General features: G+C 55.0%; 13 protein-coding genes. 10 read left to right on the top strand and 3 right to left on the bottom strand.

The window, feature by feature from the left end:
- Nucleotide 1: 1 nt before the first annotated feature.
- Nucleotides 2–730, bottom strand: coding sequence for a WecB/TagA/CpsF family glycosyltransferase (locus J6J34_RS01055; protein ID WP_301835992.1), 729 nt, complete (start codon nt 728–730; stop codon nt 2–4).
- Between the two features lie 154 nt (nt 731–884).
- On the opposite strand from J6J34_RS01055, the gene J6J34_RS01050 reads away from it, so the two are divergent.
- From J6J34_RS01050 to J6J34_RS01025, 6 genes are read left to right on the top strand one after another with little or no spacing between them, the layout of a single operon-like run.
- Complete coding sequence (locus J6J34_RS01050) at nt 885–2051, top strand: nucleotide sugar dehydrogenase (protein WP_301898355.1); 1167 nt, start codon at nt 885–887, stop codon at nt 2049–2051.
- Between the two features lie 18 nt (nt 2052–2069).
- The gene (gene wecA, locus J6J34_RS01045; protein ID WP_301898354.1) at nt 2070–3173 is read left to right on the top strand and encodes a UDP-N-acetylglucosamine--undecaprenyl-phosphate N-acetylglucosaminephosphotransferase; all 1104 of its coding nucleotides are present in this window, start codon (nt 2070–2072) and stop codon (nt 3171–3173) included.
- A gap of 22 nt (nt 3174–3195) precedes the next feature.
- Entirely contained in the window at nt 3196–5952 is a 2757-nt protein-coding gene (locus J6J34_RS01040) for an SLBB domain-containing protein (RefSeq protein ID WP_301898353.1), read from the top strand.
- A 26-nt stretch (nt 5953–5978) separates the two neighbouring features.
- Nucleotides 5979–7427: a glucose-6-phosphate isomerase gene (gene pgi, locus J6J34_RS01035; RefSeq protein WP_301835986.1), complete on the top strand. Its 1449-nt coding sequence runs from the start codon at nt 5979–5981 to the stop codon at nt 7425–7427.
- Nucleotides 7428–8033, top strand: coding sequence for a 2OG-Fe(II) oxygenase (locus J6J34_RS01030; RefSeq protein ID WP_301835985.1), 606 nt, complete (start codon nt 7428–7430; stop codon nt 8031–8033). It begins immediately after the preceding gene.
- Nucleotides 8034–9437 carry a hypothetical protein gene (locus J6J34_RS01025; protein ID WP_301898352.1) on the top strand — a complete coding sequence of 468 codons (1404 nt, stop codon included), beginning with the start codon at nt 8034–8036 and terminating at the stop codon, nt 9435–9437.
- 141 nt (nt 9438–9578) lie between these two features.
- On the opposite strand, the gene J6J34_RS01020 is transcribed toward J6J34_RS01025, so the two are convergent.
- Together J6J34_RS01020 and J6J34_RS01015 are read right to left on the bottom strand one after the other, a co-directional pair.
- The gene (locus tag J6J34_RS01020) at nt 9579–11507 is read right to left on the bottom strand and encodes an ATP-binding protein (RefSeq protein WP_301898351.1); all 1929 of its coding nucleotides are present in this window, start codon (nt 11505–11507) and stop codon (nt 9579–9581) included.
- On the bottom strand, nt 11500–12324 hold the full coding sequence (locus tag J6J34_RS01015; protein ID WP_301898350.1) for a class I SAM-dependent methyltransferase: 825 nt from the start codon (nt 12322–12324) through the stop codon (nt 11500–11502). The genes J6J34_RS01020 and J6J34_RS01015 overlap by 8 nt, the downstream gene beginning before the upstream one ends.
- A 213-nt stretch (nt 12325–12537) precedes the next feature.
- On the opposite strand from J6J34_RS01015, the gene rfaH reads away from it, so the two are divergent.
- The 4 genes from rfaH (at nt 12538) to J6J34_RS00995 (ending at nt 17212) form a co-directional block, all read left to right on the top strand.
- On the top strand, nt 12538–13053 hold the full coding sequence (rfaH, locus tag J6J34_RS01010) for a transcription/translation regulatory transformer protein RfaH (protein WP_301898349.1): 516 nt from the start codon (nt 12538–12540) through the stop codon (nt 13051–13053).
- A 275-nt stretch (nt 13054–13328) separates the two neighbouring features.
- Nucleotides 13329–13598, top strand: a complete 270-nt coding sequence (locus J6J34_RS01005; protein WP_301898348.1) for a hypothetical protein — start codon at nt 13329–13331, stop codon at nt 13596–13598.
- Nucleotides 13599–13610: 12 nt separating this feature from the next.
- Entirely contained in the window at nt 13611–15020 is a 1410-nt protein-coding gene (locus J6J34_RS01000) for a YjbF family lipoprotein (protein WP_301898347.1), read from the top strand.
- A complete protein-coding gene (locus tag J6J34_RS00995; protein ID WP_301898346.1) occupies nt 15017–17212 on the top strand; it encodes a YjbH domain-containing protein in 2196 nt (731 codons plus the stop codon). The genes J6J34_RS01000 and J6J34_RS00995 overlap by 4 nt, the downstream gene beginning before the upstream one ends.
- Nucleotides 17213–17236 lie beyond the last annotated feature (24 nt).

The raw sequence follows: 17236 nt of genomic DNA, 5'->3' as shown, positions 1-17236 counted from the left end.
CCTAAAGTTGTCGCGTTACGTGTAAGGCCAGGTACTTTGCCAAGGACCATTGCCGGCCAATTCGAGTGGGTTGTGCGCAAAGCCGGTAAAACCATTCTAAATGTAAGTCGCAGAACAGTTTCGGAGCGCGTTTTACATGCCCGGTGTAGACATCATAAGTTCCGCCGACACCCAAATAAAAGGCATCAGGGTAAAACTCGCGTAAACGCACAATAAGCTGCTCTTGTTTAGGGGCACCCATGGCAACGGTGACAATTTTGGGCTGATGCTCAGCGAGGGCATCACGGAGCACGCGTTCATCTGAAAAGTAGCCATCGATGCCGCAGACCACATTCACGCCTTGTGCCTGAAGCTTGGCCACTGCCGCCTTATTGACTTCGGGTTTGGCACCAATCAACATCACCGGCGCGTTCGCGGCACCGGCGCGCAACATGAGTGCCTCCCAGAACTCACAGCCGGGCAGGCGAGTGTTGGGCACGCCTTTGCTGGCAATGGTTTTGACCACCCCAATACCATCGGCAAAGCGCAGCTGGGCTTTATTAATATGCGCCATTAGCGCCGGGTCGCGGCGGGCAAGCATGACAATTTCACTGTTGACGGACACCCCAAATCCAGGCTTGACCTGTTGTTCTGAAATCACCTGGTCCAGCGCCTCAGACATCGAGGAGAACGGCATGATAGATAGGCCACCGACGTCCACAGATAATTGCTTAGGTTGTTGTTGTGACATGCTCTGTGTAAAGGTTCATAAAGTGAAGATGTCAGGATCTTACACAGGTGACAAAAAACTGCAATGTTGCTCGGGTATAAGGATGACAGCACCGCGAGGGTTAGTTTAAACTGCCCTGCATCTTAATGAAGCTAGACTGAAGCTAGGAAGGAACATGGAAATCGTCGTTGTCGGTACTGGCTATGTGGGCCTGTCGAATGCCGTACTGCTCGCTCAGCACCATCAGGTGACTGCGGTCGATATCGTCGCGGAGAAGGTTGCGCTGCTGCAGAACAAGGAAAGCCCCATCAAGGATGCTGACATTGAAGACTATCTTCAGCATAAACAGCTGCAGTTAACAGCAACCACTGACGCCGCAGCAGCCTTTGCTAAGGCCGACTGGGTGCTGATTGCGACGCCGACGGATTACGACCCGGAAACCAACTACTTCAATACCAGTTCAGTCGATCAAGTACTTCAACAAGTACTGCACTACAACAACGACTGTCACATCGTTATTCGTTCCACTATCCCGGTCGGGTATGTCGCAAAAATGCGCGAAGAGTTAGGCACTGACCGACTATTTTTTGCGCCAGAGTTTTTGCGGGAAGGGCAAGCCTTACGCGATAATTTGTACCCATCCCGCATCATCGTGGGTGAACAATCAGCGCGCGCCGAGACCTTTGCAAAACTTTTACAGGAAGGCGCACTGAAAGCAGACATTCCTGTGCAATATACTGAACCGACAGAGGCTGAAGCGATAAAGTTGTTCGCCAATACGTATTTGGCGATGCGGGTCGCGTTTTTTAACGAACTGGATACTTATGCAGCGCATCATCAGCTCGATTCCCGCCAAATCATTGATGGGGTGTGTTTAGATCCGCGTATCGGCAACCACTACAACAATCCGAGTTTTGGTTATGGCGGTTACTGTTTGCCCAAGGACACACGGCAGTTATTGGCGAATTATGATAACGTGCCCCAGGTCATGATTGGCGCTATCGTAGATGCCAATCGCACGCGCAAAGATTTTATCGCGAATGCCATAGCGGAGCAGCAGCCAAAGTGTGTAGGTGTGTATCGCTTAGTCATGAAGGCAGGCTCGGATAACTTCCGCTCGTCGGCAATACAAGGAATTATGAAGCGTTTGCAGGCAAAAGGAATTGAGTTGGTTGTTTTTGAACCAGAACTGGCGGAAAACGTCTTCTACAACTGCCGTGTGATAAAAAATTTACAAGAATTTAAACAGATCTCGGATATAATAGTAAGTAATCGTATGGCGGACGAGCTTAGTGATGTCCAGCCCAAAGTGTATACCCGAGATATTTTTAATAATGATTAAGCAGGGACAACCGATTTCATGAATATCTGGATGGTGCTCATATCCGCGACCGTATTGTCGAGCGTGTTATGTAACCTTCTCATCCCCATGGCCTGGCGCACTGCGCTTGTCGATCATCCATGTGAGCGTAAGCAACACGTAGGTGCGGTGCCGTTGGTGGGCGGGCTTGCCCTGTATGGCACTATGGTGATCATGATGATGGCCATCCTGCCGCTGGAAGTCGATATCCGGCTGTTCCTCGTTTCTTCAAGCTTTATGGTATTGATTGGCGCGCTCGATGATCGCTACGACATCGATGCCGGGGTGCGCTTCATCGCACAAATGCTGGCGGCCGCGGTTGTGGTATTTGGCGCTGACGTGCAAATCACCCAGTTAGGCAATCTGTTTGGCACCGGCGTTATCGAACTTGGCGTGCTTTCCATGCCCTTTACCCTGCTTTGTATCGTCGCTGCAATGAATGCTTACAATATGATTGATGGCATCGACGGCTTGCTTGGTGCACTGGCTATGGTTGCTTTTGCTGGCATCGGCCTGCTGGCGCTGATGCATAATCAGCAGCTGCCGTTGTTGGTGGCGACCATTTTATTTGGCGCGCTGATCCCTTACCTGATTCGCAATGTCGGGGTGCACTTCCGCCCGGTGCGAAAAATTTTTATGGGCGATTCGGGCTCGATGCTGGTCGGTTTTACCGCGGTATGGATGCTGGTGATGTTGACCCATCCGGAACGCATTCTGGAAAGCTGGTTCGAAGTTTCGCCAGATATCATTGCCGTGCGTCCCGTGGCCGTGCTCTGGTTGATAGCTGTGCCCCTGATGGACATGTTCGCCATTATGGCGCGCCGCGTGAAAAAGGGCCAGTCGCCGTTTAAACCTGACCGCGAGCACCTGCACCACATCTTCATGCGCGCTGGTTTCACGCAGCGCCAAACACTGGCGCTGATCAGTGGCATCGCCAGCTTCAAACTGGCTTTGGGTCTGACCTTTGAATGGTTTAACGTTCCCGAAGTAATTGTTCTTAGCATTTTCTTAGCAATTTTTGTACTCTACCTGCTGATGCTGAAAAATATCTGGCGAATTGTTTCTTGGGTTCGTCAACAACGCGATGTAGAGTCAACACAATAAAACAATAACAGGGGAAGACGGCGTGAAAGCATGGTTGCAAACAACGCTAACGGCAGCCGGGCTGGCGTGTCTACTTTTCGCAGCTGCAGTGACAACTGCTCCGCGCGCTCAGGCACAAGACCTATCTAGCCTTACACCACAGCAAATCCAACAGATCCAGAAACTTCCTCGGGCGCAGCAAGAAGCCATTGCGCGGCAGTTTGGTGTCAACTTAAGTGACATCGAAGCCATGATGAAAAGTTCTAAGGCCCAGCCTGCGCCAACGGCCACCACCGGTGAGCGTAGCAGCGCCATGGCTGAGCGTGAAACGGTCGACACCCGTCCATTAAACGAACTCAGCCCAGGTGAACTGGCCGAGCGTTTAGCCGAAGACGATAAAGAATTGCAGCCGTTTGGCTACAACCTGTTTCAGGGCGAGCCGAGCACCTTTGCGCCTATGGCCAATGCACCGGTGCCTTCAAACTATCTACTGGGCGTGGGTGATACCTTACGCGTCCAGCTTTACGGCAAAGAAAACCGCAGTATCGAAGCTGCCATCGATAATGAAGGCCGGATTGTTATTGAGAACCTGGGCCCTATTACCGTCGCCGGACTTCGCTACGACGAAGCCAAAGCCTTAATCCAAAGCACAGTGCGTGAGCGCATGATCGGTATGGAAGCGGCAGTGTCCATGGGTGAGCTGCGTAGCATGCAGATCTTTGTGGTGGGTGAAGCCTACAAACCTGGCGCCTACACCGTGAGTTCGCTGACCACCATGAGCCAAGCGCTGTTTGTTTCCGGTGGTGTCAGTGATATTGCCTCGCTGCGTAACGTGCAGCTCAAGCGCAATGGTAAAACCGTCGTCACTTTCGACCTTTATAAGTTACTGACCGAAGGCGATGCCTCCAATGACCTCCGCTTGCAGGCCGGTGATGTGGTGTTCATTCCAACGCGCGGCGATATGGTCAGCATTGCCGGTGAAGTATTGCGTCCGGCCATCTATGAAATGCTACCCGGAGAGACCTTGGCGGATGCGTTGAGTTATGCCGGTGGCCTGCTGCCGACGGCCTACCGTAAATCGGTGCAGCTACAACGTATTAGCGACGGTTCGCGGCGGGTGCAGACCATTGATTTGACGCGCACTGATGTGACCCAGCCGCTGCAAGGTGGTGATGCAATTAAAGTGTTGTCCGTTGCCGAAGATACCGTCGATAGTGTCATGCTGGTTGGCGCGGCAGTGCGTCCGGGCGTGTACGAATGGCGTGACGATTTGACGGTGCAGGACATACTGCCTTCGGTGGAAGGGGCATTGTTGCCAATTACCGATTTAAGCTATGGCATTGTGGTGCGCCGTAGCAATGACCGGCGCATGATCAAGGTCCTGCAATTTGATGTTGCGGCTGCGATCAATGGCGTCGCTGCAGAGAACCTGAGCTTAGAGCCGCGTGATCAGGTGGTGGTGTTTAGCCGCTATGAAGCCGCGCAGGCAGAAGAAAACCAGCTAAGTGCCTGGCTGAAAACCGAAAGCGATCGGGCGCGTGAAGAGCGTGAGCGGGTGCTGGACGTTTATCGTAAGCAATACCTGCAAAAACTGATCACCGATGATTTAGCTTTTGACCAATTGCTCGAGCAGACCACCCCTGAGCGCTCAGCGGAACTTGACGATCAGTTGAGCTCATTGTTTGCCATCACCGATGAACGTGAGCAACGTTCGGAAGATTACTACGCGAAATTCTCCCGGCATAATTTGCTGCAGCCGATTTTGTATCAGCTGCGCAATCAATACAGCTCTACGGGGACCTTGCCGCTGGTTTATATTGACGGCGAAGTGCGTTATCCGGGCATTTATCCGTTAGTCGCTGACGCCGATGCGCAACAAGCCATTGTTGCTGCCGGCGGGCTGAAAGAGTCCGCTTACTTAGCTCGTGCTGAAATCACGCGTACGGTAATAGCGGATGGTGAGGCTTCGGCTGAATATCGTCCGTTTAATCTGGCGCATGTGTTGCGGGACGAGTTAGAGGTACCGCTAAAAGGCCGGGACCGGATTCAGATCCTGTCGATTCCGCAGTGGCAGAACACCTTGCAAGTGCGCCTGGAAGGCGAAGTGCGCTTCCCGGGGACCTATACCATTCGCCGCGGCGAGACCTTAGAAGGGTTGCTCGAACGGGCGGGTGGCCTGACAGAATACGCATTTATTGACGGTGCCATCTTCACGCGCGTCGATTTGCGCGATGCCGAACGCCGTCGCTTAGACGAGCTGGCGCAGCAGTTACGCCGCGAAATTGCGTCGAACGTGATCACCGATACGGGCGCACAAGTCGCTTATTCGGAGATGAATCAGTTATTACGTGATCTCACCAATATCGACGCTGTCGGGCGCCTGATCATTGATCTGAAGAGCGTGATTGCCGACGGTGGTTCCTCGCTGCAGTTGAAAGATGGCGATCGTTTGCATGTGCCGACGGTGCAGAATACGGTTTCTATTATTGGCGAAGTGCAGCTGGCAAGTTCCTATCAGTATCAGCCGGGCGTGTCCCTGGAAGACTATATCCAGCGCGCCGGTGGCATGCGTCAGAAAGCCGATGACGAGCGTATTTATATCGTGAAGGCCAACGGTCGGGTGACTGTGCCTGAGCGCCGCTCGTGGTTCGCCTCGGGTTCCTACCAGCAAATCGAGCCAGGCGACACCATCGTAGTGCCCATGGACACCCAGTACATGAACAACATCGAAGTCTGGACCACCGCCACGCAGATTATGTATCAGGTTGGTGTTGCGCTGGCCGCACTGAGCGGTTTGTAATCGACGACGACAGAAATGGATGACGAATGCAGGTAACAACGGAGCACCTAAATTTAGATAATACCTTTCAGGGCCTGAGCGCTGACGAGTTGCAAGCCTATGCCGCGAAGCGTTTGCCGTCGAACTTCGACGAGCAACGTAAACTGCTGCTACGCGGTGAGTACGACAACCCCAGCGAAGGGCGTAAGGTTACGCACGTGCTCAATCGCAGCCGGCACTCGGTGGTGGCGGCAGGAGGCGGGCGCAACCGTTTCTCCGAAGTGGTACGTCTGCTGCGTAGCGGCAAGTGGCTGGGTGCGACTGGTAAACCTATTACTGATGTGGTGAATATCGGCGTTGGTGGCTCGGATCTCGGGCCCATGATGGGCAGTTTTGCCTTACGGGAATTTGCCGACGATAACGTTGAGCACAAGCTCGATGTGCATTTTGTCAGCTCGATGGACGGCGGCCAGCTGTATGCGGTCCTGCCGATCGTCGACCCTGAAACCACCTTATTTATTATCGCCTCAAAAAGCTTTGGCACCATCGATACGCTGGCGAATGTGGAAACAGTGAAACGCTGGATCGCGCCAGCACTGGCAGAGTCCGCGTGGCTCGAGAAGCACGTGATTGGTGTTTCCAGCAACAATCAGGCGATGACCGAATTCGGTATTCCGGCGAGCCAACAACTGAGCTTCGCTGATTCCGTCGGCGGTCGCTATTCCCTATGGTCGGCCATTGGCTTGCCGATTGCACTGACCATCGGTGCCAATCAGTTTGCCAAAATGCTCGACGGCGCGCGCTTTATGGATGAGCACTTTGGCTCGGCGCCACTGCTGGAAAATATTCCTTTGCTGCTGGCTTTGCATGGCGTTTACAACCGCGAAGAGCGTGGCCTGAATAATGTCGCGGTGCTGCCCTATGACGGGCGCTTGCGCTACCTGCCAAGCTATCTGCAGCAGCTGGATATGGAATCCAACGGTAAGCAGGTGGCTCGCGATGGGAGTCCGATCGACTACCCAACAGGACCTATCATCTGGGGTGGTTTTGGCCCGAATGGCCAGCATGCGTTTTTTCAGCATTTACATCAGGGCTACGATGACTTTGCCGCCGATTTTGTGGCGGTATTGCATCGCCAGGCCCCCGGGTTTTCTGCCGCGGTACAAGAAGGCCTGATCAGTCAGCAACGGCTGTCGGTCGCTAACTGTCTGGCGCATCGCCGGCTGATGTGGTTTGGCAACGGTGATCATTACCCGGGTAAGCACCCGTCGAATCTGCTGTATGTCGATGAGCTGACCCCGCAAAGTTTTGGCGCTTTACTCGCAGCCTACGAACACAAAGTCTTCGCCCAGGGCGTGATTTGGGACATTAACTCCTTTGACCAGCCCGGCGTAGAACATGGCAAGAAGGTTGCCAAAGAAGTGCTGGCGGTACTGGACGGCCAGCGCGACGAATCGTTTGATGACAGCACCGACAGCATTATCAAGAGGATGTAAATGGATAACCCAACCACGCACATTTTATGCAAAGACCCGACGGTGTATATCATGGATGACTTTTTTACCGAGTCAGAAGGTAAGCACCTGGTCAATGCTGCGGTAAAGCAGATGGCCCGGGCCAAGGTCAGCTCTGATAAAGAGGGCGTATTGAGCAAAGCACGGACCAATCAGCTGGCCTGGATTGGCCACACCCATGACATGATTGTGACTTATTTAGGTTCGCGCATTGCCAATGAGGTCGGTCTGCCGCTGGAAAATGCGGAGAGTTTTCAGGTCATCCATTACGGCGAGACCGAAGAATACCGGGCGCACTTTGATGCGTACGACATGAATACCGAGCGAGGCAAACGTTGCACCGCCCGCGGAGGCCAGCGCCTGGTTACGGTGCTGGGCTACATTAACGCCCCGGAAGGCGGCGGTTCGACCTACTTCCCGAAACTGGATTTGAACGTGCAGCCCAAGCCCGGGCGCCTGTTGTTTTTCGAAAATGTGGTGCGCGGCTCGACCGATGTGCATCCGAAAAGCCTGCACGCGGGCATGCCGGTGACCAAAGGCGAGAAGTGGGCGTTTAACCTGTGGTTCCATGAGCGGGAGTTTAAATAAGTGCGCGGTAGTGGAATCTGGCAGCGTGGTGCGGCGGTCATTGTTGCAATTTTTGCGCTGACGGGGCCTGTCAGTGTCTCGGCGACGCCCTGGCTGGATGCCGAGGAACTGCATGTGCGTCATTCATTACAGGTACTTGCGGATGCGGGACTGTTGCGTGCCCCTGTGACCACCTTTCCGGTGCTGTGGCGGCCCTTATTGGCGGACCTGGAAGCCTTAGACCCTGCGGTTTTAACTGAGCTACAGCAAGTTGCCTACTACAAATTGATGGCGTTGCTGAATTATCACAAAGGCAGTGCCTATACTTCGTTACGCGTTGCCGGTGTGACCGACACTGGCGCCCAGCCGAGTTATCAGCGGCCGATGGAAGGCAAAGCTTCCGTCGCCCTGAGCCACGAGCGCATTGGTTCGTCCGTAGCCGGCCGGCTGCGCACCACCTATCGCGACAGCTCCCTGAGTTTGAATCCACGGGTGCGCACCGACAACCTTTCCTGGCAAGGCAGTTATGCCGCGGGCATGGTCGGCGACTGGATGTTTAGCGTGGATCAGCTGCACACCTGGTGGTCGCCAGGCTCAGCGCAAGATGGTTTGCACACGGTGAGTACCTTGCCACTACGCAGTTTGCGCACAGTTTATGCGCCATCGGCGGCTTCTCGTTTTTCTGCGCTGAGTTTTACGGCGTTTTATGGCGAGAGCGAAGAGAAGTTTCTGGTGGACCCTTCGCTGTCATTGTGGTCGCGGGAAGAAGCTTTCGGGGCGCGACTTGGTTGGCGTGCCCATGAACGCTTAGAGCTGGGCCTGCATTTTACCCGGTCATCGCTGGATGGGGCCGGGTCTGGTGGCGCTTCTGGCTTTGGTTCTGCTTCTGGTTCTGCTTCTGCTTCTGATGACGCGGAGAGTTTGGTGTTCGATGCGCGGTTGAGCTTGCCGTATCAGTTTAATTTCTACGGTAGCATTAGCGAGCATCGCGTGCCCGCACGCTATGCGACCTCCACGGATTCCGACGACGTGCGTGGCAATGGCCACATGGTCGGTCTCGACTGGAGCTTCGCCGAACCGGAACAGCTATCGCGTTTTTACGCCGAACACGATCGCAGCGACCTGCGCAGCCTGACCACCTTGGGCTACGCCTCGTTCCGCAACAGCGGCCTGGGCTGGGACTTCCGTATTCAGGACACTCGCATCCGCCGTGACCACAACAACTTCGGCCGCGCCGCACGCTTTGAACTCCTACCTGAGTTTCGCCCCGGCATCGCCCGCATCCAGCAGTTCGAAGCCGCCGTGTTCTACCCCATCGGCCCCGGCTTGCTCGAACTCGGCGTACAAGCCTGGCAAGACACCTACGAATCCGGCCGCAAAGACGAATTCGGCAACCTCATCGCCTCCTACGAACTCCGCTGGTAAGAAAGGGCAGCCCTCCAGAAAGGGCAGCCCTCCAGAAAGGGCAGCCCTTACACTTTCGGCGAGCGTTGAGAAGGAAGGGCAGCCCTTACACTTTCGGCGAGCGTTGAGAAGGAAGGGCAGCCCTTCCTTCGAGTTTGCTCGCTAGGGGAGGGTGCTGAGGAATTCTGCGGTGCTGAGGGTTTGCAGTTTCAGGTGCGTGGGCAGGGCTTGCTCGAGGCCTTGCGGTTGTAGGTTTGACTCTTTTAGCAGCGCTAGATTCCTGGTGGCGCCGAGCATCATGCTGGTTAGCGGTTGCAGCAGTTGCGGGCTGGTCAGCTTGCTGCCAGCCAGCACGAGCCAGTCGATCTTGTCGGTGGGCAGCCCCCGTTTTAGCAGCTCATCATCGTAAACATTCAGCACCAGCGCATCGACACTCTGATCAGTGAGCAGCATCATGCTGTGCGCAAAGGTCTTGCCATTGGTGCTAAGGGTGACGTCGTTAATGCCCGCGCGGTTATGACCGCTCCAGCCTATAGATTGGAGTCCTTGTGCCTGCAATGCCGCCACAACTTGTGTGGTCAGCTCGTCGCTGGGCGCGCCGAGCAGCGCGATGATCGGAATGCGACCACTGCCTTTCACTCGCTTTTTGAGCACCATTGGATAGAGATGCGCCGCCGTGGTTGAGCCCAGATCCGGCTGTGCGTTAATTTCGCAGACCACACCATGATTACCCGGCTCGCGCCACGAGCGGGAAATATCGGGAATGATCAGATCGACGCCGGTCAAATCAAGCCGCAGTGCCTGAGTTGCTCTTATGGCGAGCGCGGCGTTGTCCGGATGCACCTGCTCGGTCACGACTTTTGGCCGTCCGCCATTGGCGACATTGGCGGTGCGTCTTAGCGCAACGAACTGACCCTTGGCGGGCACGCTTTGCGGTTGTAGGTTGGAGGATTGCAGCAGTTGGCGCGCCTCGCTGTTGATCGCAAGGGGCTTTAGGGTTTGCTGCAGGCCAGGACGACGCTGGTCGGTAAGATTTTCTTTGGCAATTAGCTGCTCAATGCTGTGCTGCCCATCGCCAACCACGCCAGCGGGAATGCGCTCGACCGCCCAAATCATCTCGCCATCGAGCACCGTGAGCCGATAATCGCGGCCAGCGACATGCTTTTCGATAAGGACTCGCGGCGATTGCTTCTGGGCGATGGCATATGCAGCGCGAACCTCTTGCTGATTGGCGAGGTTCGCGGCCACACCGACCCCGCCATCCAGGGCCACCGGCTTCACCACCACCGGATAACCGAGCGCCTGCGCGGCCTGCAATGCCTCATTCACATTCGCGACTTCATGATGAGGGGCGACGGGCAGGCACATCTGGCGCAGGCGAATGGCGGTGTCAGATTTATTGCGGGCGATGCGCACGGACAAATTTGCAGAATTCTCGGTGAAAGTGTGCTCCAGCCAAGCGCTTTGGCGGCCATGGCCAAATTGCGTCATGATGCCTTTTAACGGTGTGACGGGCAGGTCCAGATCGTAGGCGGCCTTCAGCATCAACGGGCTAATACTGTGCTGCTTTTCCTCTGTTAACTTATCCAGCTGTTTGCGGAGCAGCGGCTCTGGCAGCTTTTTTGTTTGTAGTGTCTGGCTGAGCACCTGCACAAGCAGTTGCCAGGCGTCGAGCACGAGTCCCGGCTCACAGTGGGGCAGCGGCAGAGTGATGGAGGTCCATTGCTGCGATGCCTCGTCAGCCGCCCGCGGCGTCGCCACCTGCACCTCATCCAGCAAGGGCAGCCCTAAATAACGAAGCACTTGCGTGGTACCCGTCGCCAAATGGTTGGCAAGACTGGACCAGTCGGCGCCGGGCTGGGTTGTTTTTGCGGTTGCTGTTGCGTAGAGCCGCTCGTTCCACCAGTTGAAAAAGCTGTCGAGTCTGTTGCTCAGCTCAGCGTTCTCGGAGCTGAGGGCTTTTATAAGCTGCGGTGTCGGTTTGACGGCTACGATCATACAGGGCTGGCGCCGGCCATTGATGTAGCCCGGCACGTAACGGAACGGACCGGCTTCGAGCCATGGATTCTTTGGGTTGCTGGGGTTACTCATGGCGGGCCACCGCGGCAATGGTCATCAAGGACCAGTGCATGCCGACGCGCCCATCTGGGTACTCGGTGACGCCGAGTTCGTTTTCGATCGCGCGTTGGGTGTCTGCAATGGTGGATTTTTGCAGGTCAAACAGCTCATGGCAAAACGCCGCCATGCTATATCGATCCGGGAATATCCAGTGGAAGTCATTCTGGTGGCGCTGCTCGATGGCAAAGCCCGCCTGCTCCAGCTCGCTTAAGGTGTCGCGGTCAAGGAAGAGCCCTTCATGGCCGGTACTGTTGTTATCGCCAACATAACCATCCAGAAATTTCGCAACCTTCGAGCCCTTGGCAACATCAGATAACGCCAGCCGCCCGCCGGACTTCAGCACCCGCTTCAGCTCCCTAAACAGCGGCACCTTGTCATCCAGATGATGCACCCCCGCCAAACTCACCGCCGCATCCACCTCCCCATCCCGCCACGGCAAAGGAAGCAAGGGCAGCCCTCCCTGTGGGAGCGCATCGTTTTCAGCAAGGGCAGCCCTTTCTTGTTTAGGGGTACCCGATCCAGTAGGGGCAGCCCCTGTTGGTGGCGGCGCAATGCCGTGGTTGGTGAAGCTGGCGCAGGGCTCGTGCGCCTGGTAATTGACATCCGCGGGCAAGAACTCACGCAAGTAGGCGCCGCCAGCTGGCACATCGACGACCGTCATGCCTGCAGTGATTTGCGCCGCCGCAATGACTTGCTCAAACTCCTGCTGGCGCGCCTTCGGAAAGCGCAACATCGCTTTGTCATAGGCCGAACCGCGCTGTTCAAAATGCTCCTGATAGCTCTTTCCCACAACGTACTCCACCATGTTTATACTTATCTTAATATCAACACATAACAAACATAACTGTAAAGAGGGCAGCCCTTCCTAAAAACGAGGGGTAGAAAAAGGAAGGGCTGCCCTTTCTTCGAAGGGGGTGGGAAAATTGGGAGGGCTGCCCTTTCTTAGAGGTGGGGGAGGGTGTACAATGTTGCGCATTGAAGTGTGGGGGATTCAGGGACAAGAATGTCAGAAGGTACGCGCGAAATTTGGTATGTGGCGCAAACGAAGCCGAAACAAGAGCTGCGCGCCCAGGCGAACCTTGAAAATCAAGGGATTGATGCTGCTTTGCCGATGATTATGCTGGAGCGGATCCGGCGCGGTAAGCGCGTGGCGGTACGCGAGCCTCTCTTTCCTGGTTATATTTTCGTAAAGTTCTCCGATTACGCACAAAACTTTCATAAGATTCGTAGTACCTTCGGAGTCTCAAAGCTGTTACAGTTCGGAGATTCGCCCGCACAAATCTCAAGTCAGCTTGTAAGCGATTTGTTATCACTAGACGAAGATTCCCGTGAAGTGAAGGAGTTACAGCGACACGCGGTACCGCAGGTGGGTGACAAAGTACAGATCCTTGACGGTCCCTTCAGCGGCTTAATCGCCGAAATCGTGAAGCTTGACGGACCTTCCCGGTGTATTGTCCTGGTCGATTTCTTGCACAAGCAAGTTCGTGCAGAATTCGACCTGAAAAGCATTGAACGTTAATAAAACGTTGTAAACTCCCACCAGGAAGTGGGATAATCGCGCATGGAAAATTAGTTATCCCACCGCAGTGGGGCGCATTTAGGAGCGGGAACCCTAAGGGCGGTAGCGTGTCTAGAGATTAAAATTTGACCCGTGGGGCGGTAACAGGCTAAAGTTACAGCAACGGAAAAAATAACAGTATCGCCTGAAGTTAGCAGTGCAAAAGCAAGTTTGGGCGAGACGTTTAAGTTCAACCCGCAGTAGAGCTGCGGGCTATAGTAAACAAGGAGTTGACCATGAAATTATTAACAACTATCGCAGCAGCCGCAGCATTGGCGTTCAGCGCTTCTGCAGTAGCTAATCCTGAGCCGAAGCCAGAGCCAAAGCCTGCGCCTAAGCCAGTTATGCAAGATGCAACTCCAGCTACCAAAATGGTTAGTGTAGGTGGCGTGCAAATGACTTACGCAGCAGCCGTAGCCGCAGCAGCAGCTATCGGTATGGTCGTTGTTGTTGTCGCAAGCGATGACGACGGCTCAGCAACAACAGTAACTTTTTCAGACAACTAAAATTAGCACTGAGTGACCATCACAGCCATGCGTGGCCTTGTGATAGCCACAGCCCTTATCGGGCTGTCCGGCTGTTCAGTCTTTAGTTCACAGGAAAGTTCGCAAACAACTGCAGCGACCGAGTCGTTGCAGTTTTTATTTGCGGATACTCCTGAAGCACCGGATCTGGAAACGCTCCAACGCTTTCCGTATCCTGCGACCTACGTGCAGTTCGCCGACGGCCCGCGCACCTTTTTGGCGCTCGCCGCGACCGGCACGCACGGGCAATATTGGTACTCTGCTGGTAACGAGGCATTGACCTTGTGGCAAGGAAGGGCGATTCGAACGAGTCGCTTGGTCGGTGAAAATCGGCTGCATACCACCAACCTCGCCGACGATCCTCTAGCCTGCTATCTACATCAAGCCGAACAGCAAAACCAACAAGACACTTGCGCGGGCTCCTGGCAACGCAGCATTCAGATTCAACGTCCCGTCGCCAACTTCAATCCGCACCATCCCGAATACGAAATCGTTACCTTGCAGCTAAGCTCGAGCATAAAGCGCAACGGCCGTGATCTCGGTGAAGAGGGTGTTGCGACGGAATATGTCGCAGGTGAAGAGCAGGCGAGCTATCGCTTTAGCAACAGCTACCGCCTAAGCCTGGACGAGAAGTACATTATCAGCAGTCGGCAATGGTTAACGCCAGCGCATGGCTACGTCGAGCTCGAGATGGTCAACCTGGCGCAGCCGAACGCACCGCGCGGCGAGCCAAAGATCACCCGGTTTAAACTTCCAGTACAAACGCTCAACAACGGCAAAGCACCGCGCTTGCGCCAATTTGTGGAAGCCGTGCCGCAACAGTTTTATCCGGATAGCTACTGGCCGGGCCTGCGCATTCATAGCCAGAAGCTCGACGAGCGTTTTGCCAAGCGTCACGCCGGTATGCTCAAACAACTGAGAATGCTGGCGGAGATTTACCGCCATGATGGCAACTCAAACTACGCGAACGCGGCAGAACAACTCATCGAACAATTTCAGCAGTGGCCGCTGCGCGCAAGCTACGTGCATGGCATTGACCCGGCGCAAATGCGGGTGACCCTGGAACAAAATCCAATGCTCAATACGCACGATGCTGACAACGAATACGAAGTGACGCTTGCCGCAGCTACGAGCGAGCAGGTTGGTGTCGGCAATCTAGATGCGGTAAAGACCGAACGCTGGCTGATTCAGCCTAACGGCGACATCAGGCAGCTGCCAAAAGGACAAGAACTTAGCGACGGCCAACCGGGCATCGTGCTGCACAGCATTGCTGCAGATGAGTTACCACCAGGTTTTGGCACAGTGAACAGTCAACTGGCGATGTTCCTGCAACACTGGAACTACGCCGCACAAGCACAAGCCCAGGCCCAGCAAGCACAAATCCAGCAAGGAGCGCAGCAATGAAGGCGCTCACGCACAAGCGCACGCACAAGCGCACGCTGCTCGCCAGCGCCCTGCTAACGCTGCTTGCCACCAGCTTCGATGCCACAACCAATGTCGCAGTAGCCAAAGAACACGAGCCTGATCCTTACACCAGCAGCGATTTCGGCGGCGTTGGCTTACTGCAAACACGCACAGCGCGGATGAACAGCGAAGGCCACATCACCATCGGCTACAGCGACACCGACGACTATCGCCGTACCAGCATCACCTTGCAAGTGTTTGACTGGCTGGAAGCCACCGCGCGTTACACCGACTTACGTTACTCGTTTTACAGTGATGACGAAGACTTTAGTGGCGACCAAACCCTGAAAGACAAAGGCTTCGACCTTAAATTCCGGCTCTATGAAGAGTCCAGGTACCTACCCGAAGTGGCCGTTGGCTTTCAAGACCTCGGCGGTACCGGCTTGTTCGGCGGCGAATACTTCGTTGCCAGTAAAGCGCTCAGCACCGAGCACCTGGGTACCTTCGACTTCCACCTCGGCTTAGGCTTTGGCTACTTAGGTCAGCGCGACAACTCTTATAACCCATTTTGCGAGATCGCCGACGACTTCTGCGTACGCCCGCGCAGAGGCTCACCGGGAGGCGGCGATGTAGAATGGGACAAGATGTTCAAAGGCCCGGCGGCAACCTTCGGCGGCATCGAGTGGCGTACACCACTTGATGGCCTGCGCCTAAAAGCCGAGTACGATCCCAACGATTACCAGAATGAACGGCAGCCGAACCCCATTGATCCAGAAAACCCGCGCGTGATCGTGCAAGACAGCTTCTGGAACTTCGGCGCCGAATACGCCATCAATGATTTCCTGAATCTGAAGCTCGGCTATCAGCGTGGCAACACCATGACCTTTGGCTTTAGTTTCCGCTACAATCTGGCAACTGCCTATCAGGTGAAAACGGAAGCCCCGATACGCGACGCCAAATACAGTAGCGCAGAGAATTTCAATGATGTGGATATTCAGAAGCTCAGTCAGGACTTGCTGAATGAGACTGGTTTCCGCGTGAAAGAAGTGCAGCTCAACGACGAGCGCAAGGATGTCACTTTCTACGCAGAACAAACTCGCTATCGTGACCGCGAAGAAGCCGTGAAAAAAGCCGCGCGCATTTTGAGCAACGAACTGCCAGAAGATATCCAGCGTTACGCGATTGCCGAAACCAACGACGGCGTTGACCTGCTGCAGTACAACGTCAATGCACCGTATTACAAATCGGCGGCACGCGGCGAACGCTTTTTCCGCGAAGAAGACGATGCCATCACCATCAGCCACGTCACCCGCGACAGCCGCGCAACAGGTACAGACAACACAACGGCCACGGCCAGCAAGTTCGCCTACAGCATCACCCCCCACATCAGCCAGGCCTTTGGTGGCGCCGAAGACTTTTACATCTACCAGCTGGCAGTGATGGGCAATGGCAGCTATCACTTTTCGCGTAACCTGAAGCTGAACGGCACAGTGGGTCTGAACATCATCAACAACTACGACAAGTTCAACTTCCTGGTCGACGACCTGGAAAATCCATTGCCACGGGTACGCACGCGCATTCGCGAATACGCCGACAATCAGGATTTGTGGCTGCAGAACGCGCAGCTTAGCTATATTGATCAAGCCGCTACCAACTGGTACTACGCCTTGTACGGAGGCTATCTGGAGCGCATGTTCGGCGGCGTGGGCGGCGAGATCTTGTATCGGCCACTGAATTCACGCGTCGCCTTTGGCCTGGATCTGAACTACGTACAACAACGCGATCCAGGCAACAGCTTTTCCTTCGAAGATTACGACGTACTGACCGGCCATGCCAGCGTCTACTGGCAGCCGCAATTGCTGCCGAACAGCCTTATCAAAGTGCAGGCCGGGCGTTTCTTAGCCGGCGATGAAGGCGTGCAGTTCGACGTGTCGCACCAATTTGATTCCGGTGTGCGCGCAGGCGCGTACGCCGCATTTACCAACGTTTCTCGCGAGGAGTACGGCGAGGGCGGTTTTACCAAGGGCTTTTACATCAGCATTCCATTTGACCTGTTCTTCGTGCGCAATACCAGGGCACGCGGCACCGTCGCCTGGAACCCCATCACCCGTGATGGCGGCCAAATGTTGAACCGAAGCATTCACCTGTATGAAACCACCGAAGCTCGCGGCTTCGCAGCTGGGCAAAACTAATGGGCCTGTTCTTAACGAACGCAC

It is taken from the genome of Pseudidiomarina terrestris, from assembly GCF_030466405.1.
Lineage (GTDB): Bacteria > Pseudomonadota > Gammaproteobacteria > Enterobacterales > Alteromonadaceae > Pseudidiomarina > Pseudidiomarina terrestris.
Note: the sequence above shows the minus strand (reverse complement) of the source record. Positions and strands in the feature narration are given on the sequence as shown.